19 protein-coding genes are annotated in these 20,362 nt (G+C 59.5%); 13 read left to right on the top strand and 6 right to left on the bottom strand.

Going from position 1 to position 20,362, the window contains the following annotated elements:
- Nucleotides 1-12 precede the first annotated feature (12 nt).
- Complete coding sequence (locus QD461_RS11275) at nucleotides 13-1,206, bottom strand: MFS transporter (protein ID WP_414087840.1); 1,194 nt, start codon at nucleotides 1,204-1,206, stop codon at nucleotides 13-15.
- A 144-nt stretch (nucleotides 1,207-1,350) separates the two neighbouring features.
- Between QD461_RS11275 and QD461_RS11270 the strand changes: the two genes are divergently transcribed.
- The 3 genes from QD461_RS11270 to QD461_RS11260 all read left to right on the top strand — a co-directional run bounded on the left by QD461_RS11270 (nucleotide 1,351) and on the right by QD461_RS11260 (nucleotide 4,702).
- Nucleotides 1,351-2,247 (top strand): LysR family transcriptional regulator, encoded by an 897-nt coding sequence (locus tag QD461_RS11270; protein WP_414087839.1) that lies wholly within the window; start codon nucleotides 1,351-1,353, stop codon nucleotides 2,245-2,247.
- A gap of 33 nt (nucleotides 2,248-2,280) precedes the next feature.
- Nucleotides 2,281-2,937 carry a DUF2161 domain-containing phosphodiesterase gene (locus QD461_RS11265; protein ID WP_414087838.1) on the top strand — a complete coding sequence of 219 codons (657 nt, stop codon included), beginning with the start codon at nucleotides 2,281-2,283 and terminating at the stop codon, nucleotides 2,935-2,937.
- A gap of 265 nt (nucleotides 2,938-3,202) precedes the next feature.
- Complete coding sequence (locus QD461_RS11260; RefSeq protein WP_414087837.1) at nucleotides 3,203-4,702, top strand: DegQ family serine endoprotease; 1,500 nt, start codon at nucleotides 3,203-3,205, stop codon at nucleotides 4,700-4,702.
- A gap of 56 nt (nucleotides 4,703-4,758) precedes the next feature.
- On the opposite strand, the gene QD461_RS11255 is transcribed toward QD461_RS11260, so the two are convergent.
- Complete coding sequence (locus QD461_RS11255) at nucleotides 4,759-5,712, bottom strand: sugar kinase (RefSeq protein ID WP_414087836.1); 954 nt, start codon at nucleotides 5,710-5,712, stop codon at nucleotides 4,759-4,761.
- A 3-nt stretch (nucleotides 5,713-5,715) separates the two neighbouring features.
- Nucleotides 5,716-6,735, bottom strand: coding sequence for an SPFH domain-containing protein (locus QD461_RS11250; RefSeq protein WP_414087835.1), 1,020 nt, complete (start codon nucleotides 6,733-6,735; stop codon nucleotides 5,716-5,718).
- A gap of 122 nt (nucleotides 6,736-6,857) precedes the next feature.
- On the opposite strand from QD461_RS11250, the gene QD461_RS11245 reads away from it, so the two are divergent.
- The 5 genes from QD461_RS11245 (at nucleotide 6,858) to QD461_RS11225 (ending at nucleotide 12,269) form a co-directional block, all read left to right on the top strand.
- Entirely contained in the window at nucleotides 6,858-7,553 is a 696-nt protein-coding gene (locus tag QD461_RS11245; RefSeq protein ID WP_414087834.1) for an NUDIX hydrolase, read from the top strand.
- 252 nt (nucleotides 7,554-7,805) lie between these two features.
- On the top strand, nucleotides 7,806-8,438 hold the full coding sequence (locus QD461_RS11240; protein WP_414087833.1) for a J domain-containing protein: 633 nt from the start codon (nucleotides 7,806-7,808) through the stop codon (nucleotides 8,436-8,438).
- A 315-nt stretch (nucleotides 8,439-8,753) separates the two neighbouring features.
- Complete coding sequence (locus tag QD461_RS11235) at nucleotides 8,754-10,250, top strand: lipopolysaccharide biosynthesis protein (protein WP_414087832.1); 1,497 nt, start codon at nucleotides 8,754-8,756, stop codon at nucleotides 10,248-10,250.
- Nucleotides 10,251-10,344: 94 nt separating this feature from the next.
- Nucleotides 10,345-11,160 (top strand): galactosyl transferase, encoded by an 816-nt coding sequence (locus QD461_RS11230; RefSeq protein WP_414087831.1) that lies wholly within the window; start codon nucleotides 10,345-10,347, stop codon nucleotides 11,158-11,160.
- Between the two features lie 38 nt (nucleotides 11,161-11,198).
- Entirely contained in the window at nucleotides 11,199-12,269 is a 1,071-nt protein-coding gene (locus QD461_RS11225) for an acyltransferase family protein (protein ID WP_414087830.1), read from the top strand.
- A gap of 10 nt (nucleotides 12,270-12,279) precedes the next feature.
- Here the strand turns inward: QD461_RS11225 and QD461_RS11220 are convergent, their stop codons facing one another.
- Nucleotides 12,280-13,608, bottom strand: coding sequence for a PLP-dependent aminotransferase family protein (locus QD461_RS11220; RefSeq protein WP_414087829.1), 1,329 nt, complete (start codon nucleotides 13,606-13,608; stop codon nucleotides 12,280-12,282).
- 100 nt (nucleotides 13,609-13,708) lie between these two features.
- Between QD461_RS11220 and QD461_RS11215 the strand changes: the two genes are divergently transcribed.
- The 5 genes from QD461_RS11215 to QD461_RS11195 all read left to right on the top strand — a co-directional run bounded on the left by QD461_RS11215 (nucleotide 13,709) and on the right by QD461_RS11195 (nucleotide 18,621).
- On the top strand, nucleotides 13,709-14,686 hold the full coding sequence (locus tag QD461_RS11215) for a nitrate ABC transporter substrate-binding protein (RefSeq protein WP_414087828.1): 978 nt from the start codon (nucleotides 13,709-13,711) through the stop codon (nucleotides 14,684-14,686).
- A gap of 44 nt (nucleotides 14,687-14,730) precedes the next feature.
- Nucleotides 14,731-15,624, top strand: a complete 894-nt coding sequence (locus QD461_RS11210; protein ID WP_414087827.1) for an ABC transporter substrate-binding protein — start codon at nucleotides 14,731-14,733, stop codon at nucleotides 15,622-15,624.
- A complete protein-coding gene (locus QD461_RS11205; RefSeq protein WP_414087826.1) occupies nucleotides 15,621-16,574 on the top strand; it encodes an amino acid ABC transporter permease in 954 nt (317 codons plus the stop codon). The genes QD461_RS11210 and QD461_RS11205 overlap by 4 nt, the downstream gene beginning before the upstream one ends.
- Nucleotides 16,575-16,582: 8 nt before the next feature.
- Nucleotides 16,583-17,362 carry an amino acid ABC transporter ATP-binding protein gene (locus tag QD461_RS11200; RefSeq protein ID WP_414087934.1) on the top strand — a complete coding sequence of 260 codons (780 nt, stop codon included), beginning with the start codon at nucleotides 16,583-16,585 and terminating at the stop codon, nucleotides 17,360-17,362.
- A gap of 77 nt (nucleotides 17,363-17,439) precedes the next feature.
- Nucleotides 17,440-18,621 (top strand): M20 aminoacylase family protein, encoded by a 1,182-nt coding sequence (locus QD461_RS11195; RefSeq protein WP_414087825.1) that lies wholly within the window; start codon nucleotides 17,440-17,442, stop codon nucleotides 18,619-18,621.
- A gap of 157 nt (nucleotides 18,622-18,778) precedes the next feature.
- On the opposite strand, the gene QD461_RS11190 is transcribed toward QD461_RS11195, so the two are convergent.
- The gene (locus QD461_RS11190) at nucleotides 18,779-18,955 is read right to left on the bottom strand and encodes a hypothetical protein (protein WP_414087824.1); all 177 of its coding nucleotides are present in this window, start codon (nucleotides 18,953-18,955) and stop codon (nucleotides 18,779-18,781) included.
- A gap of 188 nt (nucleotides 18,956-19,143) precedes the next feature.
- A complete protein-coding gene (locus QD461_RS11185; RefSeq protein ID WP_414087823.1) occupies nucleotides 19,144-20,145 on the bottom strand; it encodes a LysR substrate-binding domain-containing protein in 1,002 nt (333 codons plus the stop codon).
- Nucleotides 20,146-20,362: the final 217 nt, after the last annotated feature.

Genomic DNA, 20,362 nt, shown 5'->3' with positions numbered 1-20,362 from the left:
TAGAGAGTATGATCAGGCGGCGTAGGAAACGGCCTGCGTTGCGGAAGCCGAGCGGCGATCGAGCGCGCCGCTCCAAAGGGTAAGCACCAGGGCAGCGACGACGAGAATTGCACCGACCCAAGGTGTGGCGCCGAGACCCAGCGAGGATTCCACCACCAGACCGCCGACCCAAGCGCCTGCGGCTATGCCGAGGTTGAAGGCAGCGATATTGAGCGCCGAGGCCACATCGACGGCGGCGGGGCGCACCTGCCGGGCAAGCTGGACGACATAGAGCTGCAGGCCCGGCACATTAGCGAATGACAGGAAGCCGAGAGCTGCGAGCGTCGGGATTGCAAGCCAAGGCGAGACGGCGGTGAAGCTGAAGAGGACAAGGACGACTGCTTGCGCGGCAAACAGCCAAATCAGAGCCCAAACCGGGTTGCGGTTGGCAAGGCGACCACCCACGACGTTGCCGATTGCGATCGCAATACCGTAAACCACCAGGATGAGGCTGACGGCCGACGCGGCAAAGCCGGTGACTTCCTGCAGGATAGAAGCCAGGAACGTGAAGGCGACGAAGGTGCCGCCGTAACCGAGCGCGGTCATGGCAAAGACGATCAGCAACCGACCACTGGCAAGCACTCCAATCTGCTCACGAATACTCGCAGGCGGAGCTTTCTTAAGATTGGCAGGCAGCAACAGCAATATACCGACAAAAGCGACGATCCCGAGGCCTGCGACAGCAGCAAAAGTCGCGCGCCAGCCAAAGGTCTGGCCAATGAACGTACCGAGGGGAACGCCGGTGACGATGGCAACGGTCAGACCCATGAACATCATGGCGATCGCCGAGGCACGACGGTTCTCCGGCACGAGATCGGCGGCAATTGTCGAGCCAACGGAGAAGAATACACCGTGAGCGAAGGCTGAGAGTACGCGCGCGACCAGCAGCGGCGCATAGGACGGGCTCAAGGCCGCCATGCTGTTGCCGATGATGAACAGCGCCATCAGCCCAAGCAGCAGCGGCTTGCGCTCGATGCGGCCGGTGAGTGCCGTCAGGATCGGCGCGCCGAAGGTGACGCCAAGCGCGTAGACGCTGACAATGAGCCCGGCAAGCGGCAGGTTGATATGGAGGTCGTTCGCCACGGTGGGCAGCAGGCCGACAATAACGAATTCGGTTGTGCCGATCGCATAGGCCGCGATCGTCAACGCAAAAAGTGCGAGAGGCATGGGATCACCCGATCGAGAAGGCAACCGGCAAACCCGGCTGCAGTGGTTCTTATTCGAAAGGGAATATGAGGCCGGGACATTCAATCGATAATCACCTATATTGCCTCAACACTTATGAATTAAATTCAAAGTTAGGAGGCAAGCTTGGATAATCGCGCTGGCGAGATGGACGTCTTCGTTCAAGCGGCGACGTTGAAAAGCTTTTCGGCGGCCGGCCGCAAACTGCGCCTTTCGCCCTCCGCAGTGAGCAAACTCGTCACGCGGCTGGAAGAGCGGCTGGGCACGCGCTTACTGGTACGCACCACCCGCTCGCTGGAGCTGACGCCCGAGGGAGAGATCTATTTCGAGAAAGCGCGGACGATCCTGACGGATATTCAGGAGGCAGAGCGGATCGTGGCATCCGGCGGCACCACGATCCCTCGCGGCCCACTGCGCGTCAGCGCTTCGGTCGCTTTCGGCGTTCAATGCCTTGTCCCGATCATGCCCGACTTCCTGCAGCGCTACCCGGAGATCGAACTCGATATCTCTCTGACGGACAGCGTGATCGATATTATCGGTGAGCGAGCCGATGTTGCCATCCGCTCGGGCGCTTTGCGGGACAGTTCACTCAAGGCGCGCAAGCTCTTGGAGAGCCGCCGCGTCATCGTTGCCGCCCCCTCCTATGCCGAGCGGAGAGGCCTGCCCAAAACGCCGGAGGAGCTCGACGATCACAATTGCCTGACGTTCAACTTTCGCCCGACGGCAGAGGGCTGGCCCTTTCGCGATCCGACAAGCGGCGTACATTTCGTCAAGATGGTACAGGGAAACTTGCAGGCCAACAACGGACCGACCGTTCGCAGCCTCTGCGTTGCGGGCATGGGCCTTGCCCGGATCGGTCAATTCCATGCCCAGCCGGACATCGACGCCGGCAGGCTCGTGCCCGTTCTCGAAGATTTCAATCCGGAAGACATAGAGCATGTCCATGCCGTCTATGCCGGCCATGAGCATCTGGCAGCCCGCATCCGCGCCTTTATCGACTTTCTGGTTAACCGAATCGGATAGAAATAGCCGGATGTGCAAAGCCCGGAGGCAGATTTGGAAACGGCGCTCTATCTCCCGATCAAGTCATTTCTCGAAGCCGCGGGCTACGCAGTGAAGGGCGAAATCGGCGGCTGCGACCTTGTCGGGCTGAACGATGACGAACCGCCGGTCGTCGTCATCTGCGAATTGAAGATGAGCTTTAATCTCGAGCTCATCCTGCAAGCGGTGGATCGGGCCGCGGCAAGCGACGAGGTCTGGATCGCCGCCCGCGTCTCGGCAAAGGGCAAGGGGCGAGAAGGAGATCGCCGCTTCCGCGATCTTTGCAGAAGGCTGGGCTTCGGCATGTTAACGGTATCGGACAGCGATGTCGTCGATATCATGGTCAGCCCAGTCGCTCCGATGCCGCGCAAGAATGTGCGACGCAGATCACGCCTTGTTGAAGAACATCGCCGGCGCAAGGGCGATCCGGCCCTCGGCGGCAGCACGCGCAAGCCGATCATGACAGCCTATCGGCAGCAGGCGCTTGTCTGCGCTGCTGCGATCGAAAATGGGGCGCAGCGGCCTAAGGAGATGCGTGAAGCAGCGCCGAAGGCCCCGCAAATTCTGAGGGATAACGTCTATGGCTGGTTCGAGCGCGTCGATCGCGGCATCTACGCGCTGACGGAGCTCGGCACAGAGGCGCTCAAGAGATGGCCGGTACCGCAGAGCTAAATATGGAAAAATTCCGGCAAACCAACATTAAATTCATGTAATATCTTACAGTTTTGCAATAAAAACATGATCAATATTTAATTTGTAAAAGTCGATTGGCGGATCATATTGTTCATCAGCGCCAATTCAGATTTATACTTCACTTCGCTGGAGTAAAAACGGGAAACCAAGGTTTCCCGAGTGATTTGACGCGGCCCCATTCGACGCCTGTCCCGGACATGGACAAGACGCCAATTCGCCAACAATCTCGCAAGGGACTTTTGCCATGTCATCTCTTCTCCGCAAGCACCGCACCGCCGCTATCGTAGGCGCCGCCATCATCGTCGGCGCTGGCGCACTGCCTTTCGCCTTCAGCAACTCCGCCACCGTCGCCGCTGCCGCCGAGCCCGCCGGCATTGTCGCACCCGGCGGCTCCTTCGCTCCCATCGTTGATGCCGACAAGCCGGCCGTTGTAACCGTCACCACGACCATGAAGGCGACCGACACCAGCGCCGACAGCAACTCACCGATGGACGAACAGTTCCGCCAGTTCTTCGAAAACCAGGGCATTCCCTTCCCGAAGCAGGCCCCGCGCCAGCAGCAGGGCCAGCGCACCATGGCGCTCGGCTCTGGCTTCGTCATCAGCCCTGACGGCATCATCGTCACCAACAACCACGTCATCCAAAACGCCGTCGATATCAAGGTAACGCTCGATGACGGCACCGAACTGCCGGCCAAGCTTTTGGGTGCCGATGCCAAATCCGACCTCGCCGTCCTCAAGATCAGCGCGCCGAAGCCGCTCGCAACCATCGCTTGGGGCGACTCCAACAGACTGAAGCTGGGTGACCAGATCCTGGCGATCGGCAATCCCTTCGGCATCGGCACGACGGTTACCGCCGGCATCGTCTCGGCCCGCGGCCGCGACCTGCATAGCGGCCCTTATGACGACTTCATCCAGATCGATGCCCCGATCAACCACGGCAATTCCGGCGGCCCGCTGGTCGACCGTGAAGGCAATGTCGTCGGCATCAACACGGCCATCTATTCGCCGAACGGTGGCAGCGTCGGGGTAGGCTTTGCCATTCCTTCCAACGAAGCCAAAGCGATCGTCGCCAAGCTGGAAAAGAGCGGTTCGATCGATCACGGCTATCTCGGCGTCGCGATCCAACCCGTGACATCCGACGTCGCGAACGCCATGGGTCTGTCGAAGACCGAAGGCGCGCTCGTTGCCAATGTCACAGACGACACGCCGGCGGCTCGCGCCGGCATCAAGAGTGGCGACATCGTGACCGCGGTCGGCAATGAGACAGTCAAGACGCCGAAGGATCTGTCGCGGCTCGTCGCCGATCTCTCCCCCGGCGACAAGCGTTCGGTTACGCTATGGCGCGATGGCAAGAGCGTAGATGTCAGTGTCACCATTGGCGGTAATGACGACACCAAACAGGCTGCCAACGACAATGGCGATGGCAAAATCCAGCCGTCCAATCAGCCGAGCATCGGTGTCGGCCTTGCCAATCTCACGCCAGATGTCCGTCAGCAGCTGAACCTGCCGCGCGGCGTGGAAGGTGCCGTCGTTGCCAGCGTCAATCCGGACAAGCCGGCCGCTGCCGCCGGCATCCAGACCGGCGACGTCATTGTCTCTGTCAACGACCAGCCGGTGCGTAACGCTCATGATGTACAGACAGCGGTGGCCAAAGCCGGCAAGGATGGCCGGAAATCCGTCCTGCTGCTGATCGAACGTGACGGCGGCAAGACCTTCGTTGCCGTGCCCTTCATCGCCGCCTAATCGTCGGAAGTACTGATGATCGGCCCGTTTCCTTCGAGGAAGCGGGCCGATTGTTGTTACATCACCAATATCCCCTGGCGCTCAGCAAGGCCGACCGTCGCCAGCGTTCCGGCATTAAAGGGCAGAAAATCCGCCTCGATGCCATCGCTGAAGATGATGCCATGCTCGGCCATTTCGGAAGTGACGGTCATCGGCATCTCTGCTGCGATCTGTCCCGAAACCAGCGAAACACCCGTTGTGCGGCTCGGGAACGGCTCCCGCACGAAATAGTGCAAGAAGTTCGCATCCCAGGGAAACGAAGCGTCGGCAATGCCCGCCGGCAACTCAATGCCGCAGCTCGCGGCCGCGCCGGCCCAACCGGCATAGAGGCTCTTCAGCCAGCCCGTCGACCCCATGCCTGTGGACACGATGATGCCGCTCGACGACTGCCTTTCGTGCCGTTCTCCAACCCGAAGATCGTAGCGTGCCGAGACATGGCTACGCGGGCCGATGAAGAGGTCGTTCACCGCATAAAGTACCTCGCCGGTATTGAGCGTGGCCCTTGCCATGCTGACGCGCTTGAGCGGCCGGCGCTGCGCCAAAGCTTCCTGCATGATTTTTCGCACGTCGGTCGCCTTAAATGGCAACAAGATGCCGTCCCATCGTTTCGGATCCGGGTTCACTCCAAGCACATTCTGGCCATCGAGATATTTCAGCGTATTGGCGACCAGACCGTCCTGCCCCAGCACGACGACGAGATCATCGGCACCGAAGATGAAGTTTGCGAGGTAGCGCCGGTTGAGCGTCTGCACTCGGGCGATCGCGCGCAGGCTTGCTTCCACCTCGCGCACAGCCGCTTGATAATGCTTCTGCTCTGCCAGGTAATCATCGAAATCCGCGCCGAGATGTTCGACGTAGAACTGCGCCTGCTGAACGGTGTTGAAGCGTGTGACGAGTTCATCGAGGCGGGTATCACGTGTGATCAGCACGATCTTGCGATCATCCGCCCTTCCATTGCTTGCCACCGGCATGGCTTATCTCCCTGCCTGCGGCTGCAGTATTTCGCGCAGGAGATCGGGAGTGACGTTCAGCTGGCCGATCTTGGTGGCGTTGTCGGCAAGGTCGCGGAAGGCGAGCGCCATCAACTGGCCGGGATCCATGCCGACCGAAGCCAGCGCCTGCAGCATCTTGGGATCGGCGTCGCCGAACGATTTCATCATGGCAGCCAGGCCATAGGCCTTGGCATCGGCTTCCTCGCGCGCATTGCCCGAAGCGAGAGCGACGAGGGCCTTGTTCTGTTCCTCGAGCGCGATCTTGCCGGTCATCTCCTCGCGGCGGATCTGCAGCTGCCGCTCCTGCACCGAGCGTTCCGCATCCATCTGCGCCTCGCGAACCTGACGCTTCTTGTTTTCAACGGCGATCTCGGTCGCCAGTTCATTCTCCTTGATGGTTCTTTCCTGCTCAACGCTTGCGTTGCGGCGGGCATAGATTGCCTCGTCGGCACTGCGCAGCAGCGCTTCACGCGCGCCGGCTTCCAGTGCCTTGGCGGTCTCCGGCTTGGGTTTGACCGCAAGGATCGACAGGCTGAGAAGTTCCAGACCCAGCGCTTGCAGCACCGGATGATCATGCAATACCCCTGCCACGCGGCCGACCAGCAGCTCGCCAGCGGCCAGTACCTCTTTCAGCGACAGAGCCTGCACCTCGGCGCGCATGACAACCTGAACCTGATCGATCAACCGCTGCGACAGCTTCTGCGGATCTTCCGAACCGTAGATCCCTTTGGCGTTAAGCGAAAAATCGAGGAGCTCCGCCGTCCGCTTCGGCTCGGCGATGCGATAGGTGATCTGCCCCTGAACGGTTACCTCCTGGAAGTCCGCGGTCACTTCCGGGAAAATGAAGGGCTCGTTGACACTCGCAGTCGGCACCACGACCAGCGAGGTCGACGGCGCGAAATACCAGAACGAGAGCCCTGCGCCCTCCCGCTGCGGCTGACCGCTGCGATACTGGATTACATATTGGGTCGGCTGAGCCTTGATGAAACGAAATCCGAACATGAATGCCTCCTGAAAAGTGGCTTTGCGACTGCGATGAGGCGAACAAACATCAGTTATTGTATTTTGTCAACTAAGTTAGTTGAAACTTTACACTAAGGCTTTACTGCGATATGTAGAAAGTCATGAACAGCCTAGATGACCTTCATCAAAGACCGATCGTTTCGGTCGATCTTGCAATTTTCGCATTGGCGCCAAACGAACTTGAGGTTCTGCTGGCGCAACGTGGAACGGAGCCGTTTGCCGGCAGCTGGGCCCTGCCCGGCGGCTGGATTCACGTCGATGAAGACCGAGACTTGGAGGCGGCGGCGCAACGTGTGCTCCACGACAAGACCGGGGTCGCCGCGCCCTATTTCGAGCAGGTTGGCGTTTTCGGCGATGCAGCGCGCGATCCCCGCGGCTGGAGCTTGAGCGTGACCTACATGGCGCTAATCGCCAAGGAAGCTGTCACCCTTAAGCACGGCGGCAATGTCACCGGCGCGGCATGGCATCCGATCGGAGGCCACACCACGACGGTCCCGCTTGCCTTCGACCACGCCGCCATTTTGAAGGCTGCTATCACGCGACTGCGCAACAAGGTGGAATACACGACCTTGCCCGTTCACCTCCTGCCCGAAGCGTTCACGCTTAGCGAATTGCAGGCGGTTTATGAGCGGCTTCTCGGACGCCTTCTCGATAAGTCTGCCTTCCGAAAACGCATTGCTGAGGTGGATTTCGTCGAGCCGATTGCGGGAGAGATGCGTCGGGCCAGCAATCGCCCGGCCCAGCTCTACCGGCTCAAACAGGCGCGCTCGACCGTCTTCTTCGACCGGACGATTTGAGCCAACCGATTTCCACAGATGAGGCAGTTCACCTTTGACACCGGCCTCTTTTTGTCCAAACTCTGCCTTTGTGATGGTACAAATAGGCCCGGGACCGATTGAAACGGCCCGACAAGACGTCTAAGCCCTGCCGCCAGCCCGGTTGCAAGGGCTCCAGAATCTAAAGGCCAGAGCGTGATGTTGTCCGAAAACCGCTTACACTTTTCGGCATCACGCTCTGGTAAACAGGAATAAGCGGCGGCAGGAGTTGGAGTGACTGATCCCTACGATATTCTCGGCGTTGCGCGCGATGCGAACGAAGAGCAGATCAAGTCGGCCTATCGCAAGCGTGCGAAAGCCGCGCATCCCGATTCCGGCGGCGACACGGATGCCTTCTCGCGATTGCAGAAGGCCTATGAGCTGCTTCTCGACCCGGTGCGCCGGAAAGTCTTCGATGACACCGGCTATGATGTCGAGTTGACGGATGCGGTCGACCTGCAGGCTCTGGTCGCCATCGAGAAGCTCATCACGGAGATGGTGCTGGACGAGCGCGAGCCTGGAACCTTCGATCCTGTTGCCAAGATGCGCGCGGCTCTGCTTGAGGAAATCCGCAAGGCGCATTTCAGCAAGAGCGAACTGGAGCGGCATTCCAACCGCATCGGCCTTCATCTCGATCGTCTCGGTAAGCGCCCCGGCAAGGATGTCGTCGGCCACATGCTGCGCGCCCGCATCAAGGCAATCGCGACCGCCATCACCGAAACGGAAGCAAAGATCGGCGCCAGCGAGCGTGCCTGCGATATGCTCGACGGCTATCTCTATGTCATGAACGAACCCGACGACGAGATTGAACTTGCGCCCGACATCGAGTGGGATGACGCGCCAAAAGTTCGCACCGCCGCTCAGTGAGGGCGCTCAGCGCTTAAGCCCTGCGGCCACGGCTGTTCACAGTTTTCTATGAGACCGACGGCAAGTGCCACCTCGTCTGGTCTCCGGCGGCGTTCGAGTTTGCGTTGAAAACGGCAGACATACGCGTTTATCTCGATCGTGGAATCTTTTTGGCAACGTAATGTTGCAATGCAACAACCATCCCTAGACAAATCGAAGAGCTGGCCTAGATCAAGCCTCCAGAACGACGCCTTCCAATCCATCGAAGGATGACGAAGCGGCGATTGACCGATGCCGGGCAAGGCTGGCGTCGGTTTGGGATCAAGAAGGCGAGGTATGCGGTTGCTGGCTTCCGAAGCAGATGAAATCGTCTTTGAACATCTGAGTGAAAACCGATCGCGGGCAGCCCTGAGAGGCGCGTTCTGGTCGGCCCTAGACACATTGATCCCGACCGCGCTCAACAGCCTCGTCTTCGTCGTGACCTCGCGATTTCTTCTGCCGCAGGATTTCGGCCTCGTTGCGCTCGCCTTCGCCATCGTCAGCTTCACTGCCGGCTTTGGCCCTACCGCCTTCGGCGAGGCGCTGATCCAGCAGAAGTCGATCCGACGCAGCCATCTCGATACCGTCTTCTGGCTTTCCTTCTTTTCGGCCGCCATTCTCTATGCCGCACTGTTCATGCTGTCACCGACGGTTGCCCATTGGGTCGGCCACGACGAGATCGTAAACCTTTTGATGATCATCGGGCTGAAGATCTTCTTCGACATGATGATCATCGTTCCGAACGCCCTGATCGGCAGGACGATGTCCTTCCATCTGGCAGCCGTTCGCACCGCGATCGCCACCTTCGTCTCGGCGACCATCTGCCTGTCGCTGATCCTTGCCGGCTTTGGCCTGTGGGCGCTCGCGATCGCGCAGATCGCCGCACCCGCCGCAGCCTGCGTTGCGGCCTTCTGGGGTGCAAGGTGGCTGCCTGGTGTCCGGATCAAGCTGGCGAGCCTGCGAGAGCTGCTGCATTACGGCATCTTCGCCTCCGGCAACCGCTTCCTGCAGACCATGAACCTCGATCAGCTAATCATCGGTACGCTGGTGAGTCCTGCCGCTCTCGGTATCTATAATTTCGCCCGACGGCTGTACGAGATGCTCAACAATGTCGTGGCTGGTGGCCTGACTTCAGTCAGCCACGTGCTGCTCTCCTCTCTACAGCACGACCAGAACAAGGTGCGCGAGGCCTTCCTCATGGCGACCTTCGGCTGTTCGCTAGTATCCTTTCCTGCCTTCATGGGGCTCGCGGCCGTCGCCGATGATGCCATTCCGCTGATCTTCGGCGCGCACTGGACGGCGGCGATCTGGCCGGTTCGCTTCTTCTGCGTCATCGGCCTCATGGGCGGCATCGGTGTGATCCAGGCGTCGCTCATCACCAGCCAGGGCAAGTCCGATTGGTGGTTCTATTATCAACTGGTGCGCAATATCGTCACCATTCTGACGGTCCTTGCCCTCTACCAATATGGCGTCTCGACCATCGTCTTTGCGCTGATGCTCGAAGTGCTGATGCTGTGGCCTGCCACATTGTGGATGGTCTCCCGACTGATCGGGCTCAGCATTCCGCAATATTTCGGCCAGTTCCTAAGGCCGATCGCTGCCTATCTCGGCATGCTCGTCGCGGTTCTGGCTACGTCGTCTGCCTTGAGCGACTGGTCCATGGCCGGACGCCTAGTCTGCGAGATTCTCGTCGGCGGTATCACCTATTCGGCCCTGATCTTCCTTCTATGCAGGGAAAGGATTCTCTTCCTGGTGCGCACGACCCTGCAAGGTCGCCGCGCCCGAACCCAATAAACGAGATTGCGGCTGCCAGACCCAGCAAAGACAAGGGCCTGCAGCGCCTCTTCAGTTCCCGCAACAGCCGTACCTTCTCTCAAAAGGGCGTGTCATGACACTGGTTACCTTCATCATCCCCGTTCGCCATCAGGCCAATTCCAACGATTGGCCCTCGCTGAAAAGCCGTCTATCCCAGACGATCGCCTCCATTTCCGGGCAATCCAACAGTGACTGGCGCGGCGTCATCGTTGCCAATGAAGGTGCCGATCTGCCGGACCTGCCGCCAAAATTCTCCGTTGAGCGGGTCACCTTCCCGCCGAACCAGCTGCATGACATCAATGGCGCCGACAGGGAAAAGGTCTATGACGCCTTTCGGCTGGACAAGGGGCGCCGAGTGTTAAGCGGCATGCTGGCGGCGCGCGACGCGCGCTTCTTCATGATTGTCGACGACGATGATTTCGTCAGCGCTAATATCGTCGAATTTGCCGGCAGGAACAGCAATGCCAATGGCTGGAAGATCGACCGCGGCTATCTCTGGAACGAAGGTGGCCGGTTGTTGCTGCATCACAATGACTTCGCCAATTTCTGCGGCACATCGCTGATTATCCGCTCCGACCTCTATGGGCTGCCGGCCAGTTTTGAGGAGGCCGATATCGACTACATCAAGTCGATGCTCGGCAGCCATGTCCGCATCGGCAAGATACTTGCGGATGCCGGTCACCCGCTCGGGTCGCTCCCCTTCCGCGGCGCCATCTACCGGGTCGGGCATGCCGGCGCACATAGCAAGTCCTCCAACCTCATCCGGACGCACTTTTTGAATGCATCGGTGCTGCGCCGCCCCCGCCAGCTCCTGGCCAATCTCTCGCGTGTCCGCCCGCTGGATCAAAGGCTGCGACGCGAGTTCTTCGGCGCCCGCACGGTCGGATAGAACACAAGCTGTGCTGTTATCCAAAAAGGTCTCGACCCATGACGGCTGATACGCCCAGACACAGATATGCCGCCCTGGACGCGATGCGCGGCCTCGCGGCACTCGCCGTTGTCGTCTATCACCTCGACAGGCCCTATGCGCCATCGGCCTATATCGCAGTCGACTTCTTCTTCGTGCTGAGCGGCTTCGTCATCGCTCGAGCCTATGGCGAAAAGCTCGCCGCTGGCATGACCGTCCCTGCCTTCATGAAGGCGCGCTACGCCCGCCTTTATCCGCTATTTCTGATTGGCAGCGTCTTCGGCCTCGTGCAATTGCTGATGCACTGGCAGGCAGCCGGCGTCGGACGGGCGGATCTTGGGGCGAGCATTTTATCGACCGTCTTCATGCTGCCGTCGCCGAGCTTCCTGACGCGATCGCCCGGCGATATCTGGCCGCTCTATCCGCTAAACGGGCCGGCATGGTCGCTGTTTTGGGAACTATTGGCCAATTTGGTCTTCGCGCTCGTATTGTTCAGGCTGAAAACGCGAAGCCTTGTTCTCATCGCCGCCGCATCCCTCGCGATGTTGGTCGGTTCGGTCTTCTTTCACAAATCGCTCGATCTCGGCTGGGAATGGCGCTCGGTCGACGGCGGTCTTGCGCGCGTCTTCTTCTCCTTCACGCTCGGTATGATCATCTATCGCCTTCGAAACGTCACCTCGCTCGGACGGACGGTAAACAGCTATGCCGCCCTGTTGCCCATCGCGGCGATCTGCCTCCTGCTGTTTCTGCCGACTTACTCGCTGAAATATGCGCTGGTGTTCTGTGTCCTGGTCTCGCCGCTGATCGTCCTTGCCGGCACGATGCTCGAATTGCCGCCCAAGCTGCAGCAACCAGGCATCTTTCTCGGCTATCTCTCCTACCCGATCTATATGTGCCATCGCGGTTTTACGGAGATCTACGGGCATCTAATGGGTGATATACAACTGCCTCATCCCATCTACATCGCGATCTACCTCATCGCGATCATCACCATAGCGCTCATTTCGGCGAAACTTGCAACGATGCTGGTTCGCTATACCGGGTCCTTGAAAGCGGCGCCGAAGAGCGCCAGAGCAACTCAGGGGAACTGATCTTGCCCGGTCACGTGTGAATGGCGGCTAGTGCGATGGCATCGGCCACCTCCTCGAGGCGTTCGGAAAGAGTGGCCGTTACTACGCGCAGGTGACTGCTCGGCAGAATAGAGAATTTTGCACCCGGACTGACCGCGATGCCGCGTGCTGCCAACGTGACCATTGCGAATGGTTCGGATGAAATCGGTATCCAGGCACATAGGCCAGCACCGTGCAGTGCAGGCACCTCGCGCTCGCCGAGCGCGTCGATCAGTGCAGCGCGGCGTTTAGCATAGACGTTGCGGGCATGATCCAAACAGGCTTCGGTCGCGGGATCGCGCAACAGCCACGCCGCCGCCGATTGAAGGATACGGCTCGTCCAGCCGGCACTGAAGCTGCGATAGGATTGAATCTGATCGACGATGGCCCGCGAACTCGACAGCACCGCCAGCCGCAGATCAGGCCCATGCGTCTTCGAAAACGAGAGAATATGGATGACGCGATCGGGAAAAAGATGTCCCATGGATTGGCGTGGCGCGGCGGAAATATCCGCCACGCCGTCATCCTCGACGATCAACGTATCCTTGTCGCGAAGGATCTCCGCAAGTTTTGTCATTCGGGTCTCGCTCACACTCTGGCCGGTAACGGAATGAAGACGCGGCTGAAAGACAAAGGCGACTGGGCGATATTTCATCGCCTCCTCCAGCGATGATGCCAGAGGGCCTTCTTCATCGCATCGCACCGGAATAATTCGAGCGCCGCGATCTTCGAGAATATCGAGAAGCCGCATGCCGGTCGGATCCTCGATGGCGACCGCGGCGCCCGGCATGACCAAAGCATTGATCAGCGTATAGACGGCATTGTATCCGCCGTTGGTCGCAAGGAGAGCCTCCGGCTCGTAGGGCCAGGTTTTCCTGACTGCCGCCTCGAGCTCCGGGAGAATACGGCTGCGTTCATAGCTATTGAGATTGGCGGCCGAAGCACCGTAAGCCATCGCGGCCTCCAGCTGCGGAAGCAGCCGCACATCCGGACCAGCCGACGTCAGATCAAGGACGTGATCGCCATAGTGTCCAGCGCTTGCAAGTCGGGCCGGCTGGTTGATGAAACGATCGCCGCTGACCCAAGTGCCATTGCGGCCACGCCCGCCGATGATTTTCTGGCGCCTAAGTTCGCTCCATGCTTCCGAGAGCGTCGCCGGGCTTATGCCGAGCGCAAATGCGAGATCGCGGATCGGAGGCAACTTCGTACCGACGGGCAGCGCTCCGGCGCGGATGAGAGCGCTCGTCTCCAATGCTATGCCACGAATTGTCCGGTCGTTCAATTTTTCGGCAAACCACGCCGCATCTCGATTTCCGCTCATTCTCGCGCCATTTTTAATGTTCAATAACGTAATAACATTTGATCACCTCATATTGAACATTTACTCACTTAGAAAACAAGTTTTTCCGCGAGTGAATTTCATGCCTCTTACGCTCCGCCTGGCCTTGCGCGATTGGGACTACATAACCCCGCTGATCCTGGGCGATGTCTCCTCCCCGAAACTTGACCTCAAGGTGGACCGGGTCGGAACCCTGATCTCGCATGTCGGCAAAAGCGACGACTATGACGCAGCCGAAACCTCGTTCAGCCGCTACACGCAGATGCGCATCGAAGGCGACGACAGCATCGTCGGCATGCCGAATTTCATCATGCGCGGCTTTCGCCACCGCTGCGTCATCACGACCAAGGAGAGCCCGGTCACGAGCTTTCCCCAGCTGGCGGGCAAGCGCATCGGCGTGACGGGCTGGCGGGATTCCGGCAACACCTGGACGCGCGCAGCGCTTCGCCGCGAAGGGGTCGGCGTCGAGGATGCCATGTGGTATGCCGGTCGCCTGACCGGGGCCCATCCGATCACCGACCGTCTCGATGGGTTCGGCCGCACCGGCCGCATCGAGGCTGCCTCCGGCGAACGCCCGATGATGGATCTGCTCAGGGAAGGCCAGCTCGACGCGGTTTTCACGCCTTTCATGCCGGACGGCTATTTCGCCGGCAATTCCGGTTTCCGCCAGCTTCTGCCGGATTTCCGTACCGCGGAGCATCGCTATTTTGCCGATGTGGGCTATGTACCCGGTATGCACCTGATCGGCTTCAAGTCGGAGTTTGTCGCAGAGCATCCGTGGGTCATGGCCGAATTGAACGCCCTGCTCGATGAATCGCAGCGCGTGTGGCTGAGCAAGCGGCGCAAGTATGCCGATACGACACCCTTCATACTCGACGAATTGTTGAAATCAGCAACCGAGTTGCCGGAGGGCTGGGATGCGAGCGGCTTTGCCGCCAATCGCAAGATGATCGCGGACTTCGCCTCGGAACTGCATGTGCAGGGCATTCTGCCGAGACTGATGACACCCGAGGAGCTCTTTCCGCTTGACGTCGACGGCAGCCGGACGAGCGACGCCTGATCATCATCAGAAATTCAACGACGCAAAGCAAAAGGGGAACAAGCATGTCATTGAAAAAACTCACATACGTCGCGGCGGCAAGCCTGATGATTTCCGGTTCGGCCTTCGCTGAGGATGCTGCATTGCCGAAGCTCTCGATCAATGAACAGCTCCATGCTAAATTGCCGGAGAACATTCGCACGTCGGGCAAGATGGTATCCGTCAACAGCGGCTCCTTCCCTCCCTATGAGATCGTCAACGGCGCCTCCGACGTTACCGGCGCGAGCGCCGAGTTGACCAAGGCGATCGGGCAGATTCTCGGCGTCGAGATCAGTCACGCGACGGTCGGCGGCCTGCCCGCCCTCTTGAGCGGAATCAATTCGGGTCGCTTCCAATATGCCGAAGGTCCTGTCGGTGATTTCAAGTCGCGTGAAGATGCCAATGACTTCGTCGACTATGTTCAGGAATTCGTCGTCTTCGCCGTCGAGAAGGGTAATCCGAAGGGCATCACTGCGCTCGACACCGCGTGCGGCCATCGCATCGCCGTGATGGCGGGCGGATCCGCGGAGAAAGTCATCAAGACGCAGGCCGAGAAGTGCACGAAGGACGGTAAGCCGGCGCTGCAGGTTCAATCCTTCACCGATCAGCCGACATCGATCCTATCGGTCCGTTCGAAGCGTTCCGACGCATTTTTCTCCTCGCAGGCACCTCTGACCTACTTCGTTTCGCAGGCAAACGGCCAGCTGGAGCTGGCAGGCGTCGGCCAGAAGAACGGCTTCGACGACCTGTTCCAAGGTGCGGTTTTGCCGAAGAATTCGCCGCTCAGCCCCATTTTGCACGATGCAATCAAAGAATTGGTCGACAACGGCACCTATGCGGCCATCATGAAGAAGTGGGGCCTTGAGAACAACATGATCAAGGAGCCCGGTATCAACCTGGCGGCACAGGCGAGCAAATGACGACCAATCCCAGAGACAGTGCACCGCCGCCATCCGGCGGTGCAGATCTTGAGCGGCGGGATGTGGCAAACGCCCATATGCCATTCCCCAAGGGTCGTGTCGCGGCCTGGACCGTGACGCTTTTGATTGCCGCCTACTGTGCTTGGTCGATCGCCCGTAACGACAATTTTGGCTGGCATGTCGTCGGCCAGTATTTCTTCGATCCGGTCGTTATCGATGGCCTTTACGTCTCGCTGGGGTTGACTGTCGTCGCTATGGCCTTCGGTATCGTGCTGGGCCTACTGCTGGCGATCGCCCGGCTATCGAAGGATACGCTGGCAAGCGCGCTCGCCTCGCTGTACATCTGGTTCTTCCGCGGCACGCCGCTGCTCGTGCAGTTGATCTTCTGGTACAATCTCTCGACACTCTTCCCGACGCTGTCGATCGGCATCCCCTTCGGCCCGACCTTCATCAGCTGGGACACCAATTCTGTCATCAGCCCGATGACGGCGGCGATCGCCGGCCTCGCCCTCAACGAAGCTGCCTATATGGCCGAGATCATCCGCGGCGGACTGCTTTCGGTCGACAAGGGCCAGTTCGAGACGGCCGAAGCCTTCGGCATGACGCGTATACGCGCTCTGCGCCGCATCATTATCCCGCAGGCCATGCGGTCCATCGTGCCGCCGACCGGTAACCAGCTGATCAGCATGATCAAGGCGACGTCACTCGTCAGCGTCATTGCCATGGCCGACCTGCTCTATTCCGTCCAGTCGATCTACAATCGCACCTTCGAAGTCATTCCGATGCTTCTGGTCGCGGTGATATGGTACCTGCTGATCACCTCAGTGCTCAATATCGGTCAGAGCTACGTAGAGCGCCATTATAGCCGCGCCGACCGTCGCTCCGCCGCCACGAAAGCTGCAAAGGAAGGCACGCCAGCGCTCGTGCCGGCACAGGAGGCGGGACAATGAACGTCGCAATGCATGCCGACACGACCGTGGAGCCGCTCGTTCGCGCCCGCAATGTCCACAAATCCTTCGAACATCTCGAGGTTCTAAAGGGCATCGACCTTGATGTGACACCGGGAGAAGTGGTCGCCATCCTCGGCCCATCCGGTTCCGGCAAGTCGACGTTCCTGCGCTGCATCAATCACCTGGAATCAATCAATCGCGGTTCCATCGAAGTGGATGGCGAGCAGATCGGCTACCGGCTGAACAAGGGGCGGCTCGTCAAGCTGTCCAACCATGCGATCGCGCTGCAGCGACGCAAGATCGGCATGGTGTTCCAGCAGTTCAATCTCTATCCGCATATGACGGCTCTGCAGAATGTTATCGAAGCGCCGATCGGCATCCATGGTGAAAGCCGAAAACGGGCAACCGACAATGCACGGGCGCTGCTCGATCGCGTCGGGCTTTCGGCCAAAGCCGACAATTACCCGCGCCAGCTCTCGGGCGGCCAGCAGCAGCGCGTGGCGATTGCCAGGGCGCTTGCGATCAAGCCGAAGCTGATGCTGTTCGACGAGCCGACCTCCGCTCTCGATCCAGAGCTGGTCGGCGAGGTGCTCGCCACCATGCGCGACCTTGCCAAACAGGGATTGACGATGATCGTCGTCACCCACGAAATCGGCTTTGCGCGCGAAGCGGCCGACCGGGTCGTCTTCATGGATGGCGGCAAGATCGTCGAGCAGGGTAAGCCGGAGGATGTAATCGGCAATCCGCAACATCCCCGCACCCGAAGCTTTCTGTCGCGCTTCATCTAGCGCGACAGCTCCATCATCACAAAAATGCCTTCACGCTCTATGGCGGATGGCGGCTCAAGCGACCCATTGGAACAGCCATGACCCTCGACAACGATTTCGCCCGCCTCACCGACTTCGAACCGATGAAAGCCGAGTTGATCGGTATCCGACAGCACCTGCACGCMAACCCGGAGCTTTCATTCGAAGAGGCTGAGACAGCCCGTTTTGTCGCTGAAAAGCTGGATGCCTGGGGCTATGAGGTGACGCGCAATGTCGGTGGCCATGGCGTCGTCGCCCGGCTTACCTCTGGAGCCGGCAAGAAGAGCATCGCCATCCGTGCCGACATGGATGCGCTGCCGATCCTCGAGCAGACCGGCCGCCCATATGCCAGCAAGACGCCGGGAAAAATGCATGCCTGCGGCCACGATGGCCATACGACGATGCTCCTGGGGGCTGCCGAGCATCTCGCCCGTACCCGCCGCTTCAACGGCACTGTGAACCTGATTTTCCAGCCCGCCGAGGAGGCCGGAGTGATCAGCGGCGCCCAGGCCATGATCGAGGACCGCCTGTTCGAACGCTTTCCCTTTGACGCGATTTTTGGCCTGCACAATCATCCAGGCGCTCCGGAGGGCAGCTGGCTGATGCGCTCAGGCCCGATGATGGCGGCAGCCGATACCGTCGAGATCACCATAACCGGCAAGGGCGGCCACGCCTCACGCCCGCACCTGACCATCGACCCCATCGTCGTCGCCTGCAACCTGGTCGTCAGCCTGCAGACGGTAGTTGCGCGTAGCATCGACCCGACGCAGACGGCCGTGGTGACGGTCGGCTCCATTCACGCCGGTGAAGCGTCAAACGTCATTCCTGAAAGTGCAAGGATGGCGCTGAGTGTGCGCTCCTTCGACCCGAAAATCCGCGAACTTCTGGAAACAAGGATCCGCCAGCTGACGCAATCCGTTGCCGAGGGTTATGGCGCCAGCGTCGATATCAACTACATCCGCGGCTATCCAGTCGTCGTCAATTCGGAAACGGAGACCGAACTGGCACGCACGGTGGCGGAGGAGCTTGTCGGCGCCGATAAAGTCTCGACCTGTAACCTCATTCCCGGCAGCGAAGACTTCGCCTACTTCCTGGAACATAAACCCGGCAGCTTCCTGCGCCTCGGCAATGGCGTCAACTCGCCGGTGCTGCACAGTGCAAAATATGATTTCGCCGATGAAAGTCTGACGGCCGGCGCTGCCATGTGGGCACGCCTGACCGAACGCTATCTCGACGCTTAGGACGCGATATCGCTCAGCATGCCGCAACAGCCCCGGGGTAGATAATCGGGGCCGTTGCGAGTTTCTTCTAGAGATACAGGGAAGAAGAACGGCGTCTGGCGCCGTTTGAAGATCTCTTCGGATCAGGGCGCGATCAACAGCGATCGCGGAAAGCCCATCATTTTTTCAAAGATGCAAGACGCTCTGTTGCGGCAGGTGCGGTATTCTCTCGAGTATCCGCGCGCAGCCCGGTCTTCAGCTGCAGATCCTGCGTCTGCACCAGCCGCCACTCGCTTTCGAGGCGATCAATCACATACGTAGGAATCTCATTTCTTACGTTTTCGAACTCTTGCATCACGACCTCCATTGTCATGCGACAATGGGATGACATGGAAGAGTTTCTTTGTAAATCAAGGCATTAAATAATTTAAACGATTAAAATTACTTTAATCGTTTGAAATCTCCGCGCTTGTGGAAAAGCGATAGGCTCCCTTCGCGTTTCACAGGCATCGCGCTCGCAACAAGGCGAATTTTCGGCATTAGTCACTGCCGCTTTGGTGAAGGAGCAGTTTCGGCGCCGCTCCGGTTTGAGGGCTGCGCCAGACCGTTGAGGCCGAAATCCTGCGCTCGCCAAACCGAATCGTGGTGTTCGCGCATCGCCTCGGCCGACTGGCGAACGACCTCAGAAATCCGCAGAAGCTGCTTGGCAAGCGGGCTCGTCTTGCGCCAGATCATGCCGATAGTCCGCGAGGGCTGCGGGCTCTGGAACCGCACGGCCGATACCGAGGCAGACCGCGTTTCGACGGCGACCGCCATCTCGGGGATCAGAGTGACGCCGATGCCGGCGCTGACCATTTGCACTAGCGTCGATAGCGAGCTGCCGTCCATCAACTCCCGGGGAAGCGCGGATTGTATGTTGCAGAAGGACAGCGCCTGATCGCGGAAACAATGTCCCTCCTCCAGCAACAACAGGCGCATTTCGCGCAGCGCTTCGCGATTAGGCACCGGCTTGCCTTCATCCTCGCTCGGCCGAACCAGCACGAAACTTTCGGAGAAAAGTGCCACCTCCGTCAGGGAGGGCTCGGAGACCGGCAGAGCAACGATGGCCGTATCCAATCGGCCCTCGGCCAGTTCCTCGACGAGCTTCGACGTGAGTGTCTCCCGCACATGAATATCGAGACCGTCATACAGGTTGGTGAGATTGCCGATGATCGTCGGCAGCAGATAGGGCGCGACCGTCGGGATGATGCCGATCCTCAGGCGTCCGACCGGCTGACTGCGGGAGGCCCGCGCGAGATCCCCCAACTCATCCACGGACCGCAAAATCTCACGGACGCGCTCAGCGAATGCCTCGCCGAAATTGGTGAGGCGAACCTGTCGGGCGCCCCTTTCAAAGAGATCGGTACCGAGTTGCTCTTCCAGCTCCTTGATCTGCATCGAGAGGGCGGGCTGGGAGATGGCGCAAACATCGGCCGCACGACCAAAGTGGCCGTGCTTTGCCAAAGCTTCGAAGTAACGCAGCTGCTTGAGGGTAAGATTTATCATAACCTCACCTTATCGCACCAATCAGGAAATCCAACTTAAATTAATCGAAGAGCTTGGCTAGACTGCACACAACAGCGGCGGGATGCCGTCGTATGTCATACGCAGCTCACATTGCGAGCTTTGACTAGGTGAATTCATCGATGCCCGGGATCGATCTGAATCTCGGGCATCGAACCGTGTTTTAGTTCCGGCAGACCCGCCACGCGGAGGCTGGAGC

The organism is Rhizobium sp. BR 314, from assembly GCF_047445805.1.
Taxonomy (GTDB): domain Bacteria; phylum Pseudomonadota; class Alphaproteobacteria; order Rhizobiales; family Rhizobiaceae; genus Rhizobium; species Rhizobium lusitanum_B.
This window is presented reverse-complemented; position numbering and strand designations above follow the sequence as displayed.

Coding starts and splice junctions, on each gene's coding strand:
- QD461_RS11235 (WP_414087832.1), top strand. CDS start 8,754: ATGCGGTTGCTGGCTTCCGAAGCAGATGAAATCGTCTTTGAACATCTG.
- QD461_RS11260 (WP_414087837.1), top strand. CDS start 3,203: ATGTCATCTCTTCTCCGCAAGCACCGCACCGCCGCTATCGTAGGCGCC.
- QD461_RS11215 (WP_414087828.1), top strand. CDS start 13,709: ATGCCTCTTACGCTCCGCCTGGCCTTGCGCGATTGGGACTACATAACC.
- QD461_RS11205 (WP_414087826.1), top strand. CDS start 15,621: ATGACGACCAATCCCAGAGACAGTGCACCGCCGCCATCCGGCGGTGCA.
- QD461_RS11190 (WP_414087824.1), bottom strand. CDS start 18,955: ATGCAAGAGTTCGAAAACGTAAGAAATGAGATTCCTACGTATGTGATT.
- QD461_RS11210 (WP_414087827.1), top strand. CDS start 14,731: ATGTCATTGAAAAAACTCACATACGTCGCGGCGGCAAGCCTGATGATT.
- QD461_RS11220 (WP_414087829.1), bottom strand. CDS start 13,608: ATGAGCGGAAATCGAGATGCGGCGTGGTTTGCCGAAAAATTGAACGAC.
- QD461_RS11225 (WP_414087830.1), top strand. CDS start 11,199: ATGACGGCTGATACGCCCAGACACAGATATGCCGCCCTGGACGCGATG.
- QD461_RS11200 (WP_414087934.1), top strand. CDS start 16,583: ATGCATGCCGACACGACCGTGGAGCCGCTCGTTCGCGCCCGCAATGTC.
- QD461_RS11250 (WP_414087835.1), bottom strand. CDS start 6,735: ATGTTCGGATTTCGTTTCATCAAGGCTCAGCCGACCCAATATGTAATC.
- QD461_RS11275 (WP_414087840.1), bottom strand. CDS start 1,206: ATGCCTCTCGCACTTTTTGCGTTGACGATCGCGGCCTATGCGATCGGC.
- QD461_RS11185 (WP_414087823.1), bottom strand. CDS start 20,145: ATGATAAATCTTACCCTCAAGCAGCTGCGTTACTTCGAAGCTTTGGCA.
- QD461_RS11230 (WP_414087831.1), top strand. CDS start 10,345: ATGACACTGGTTACCTTCATCATCCCCGTTCGCCATCAGGCCAATTCC.
- QD461_RS11255 (WP_414087836.1), bottom strand. CDS start 5,712: ATGCCGGTGGCAAGCAATGGAAGGGCGGATGATCGCAAGATCGTGCTG.
- QD461_RS11245 (WP_414087834.1), top strand. CDS start 6,858: ATGAACAGCCTAGATGACCTTCATCAAAGACCGATCGTTTCGGTCGAT.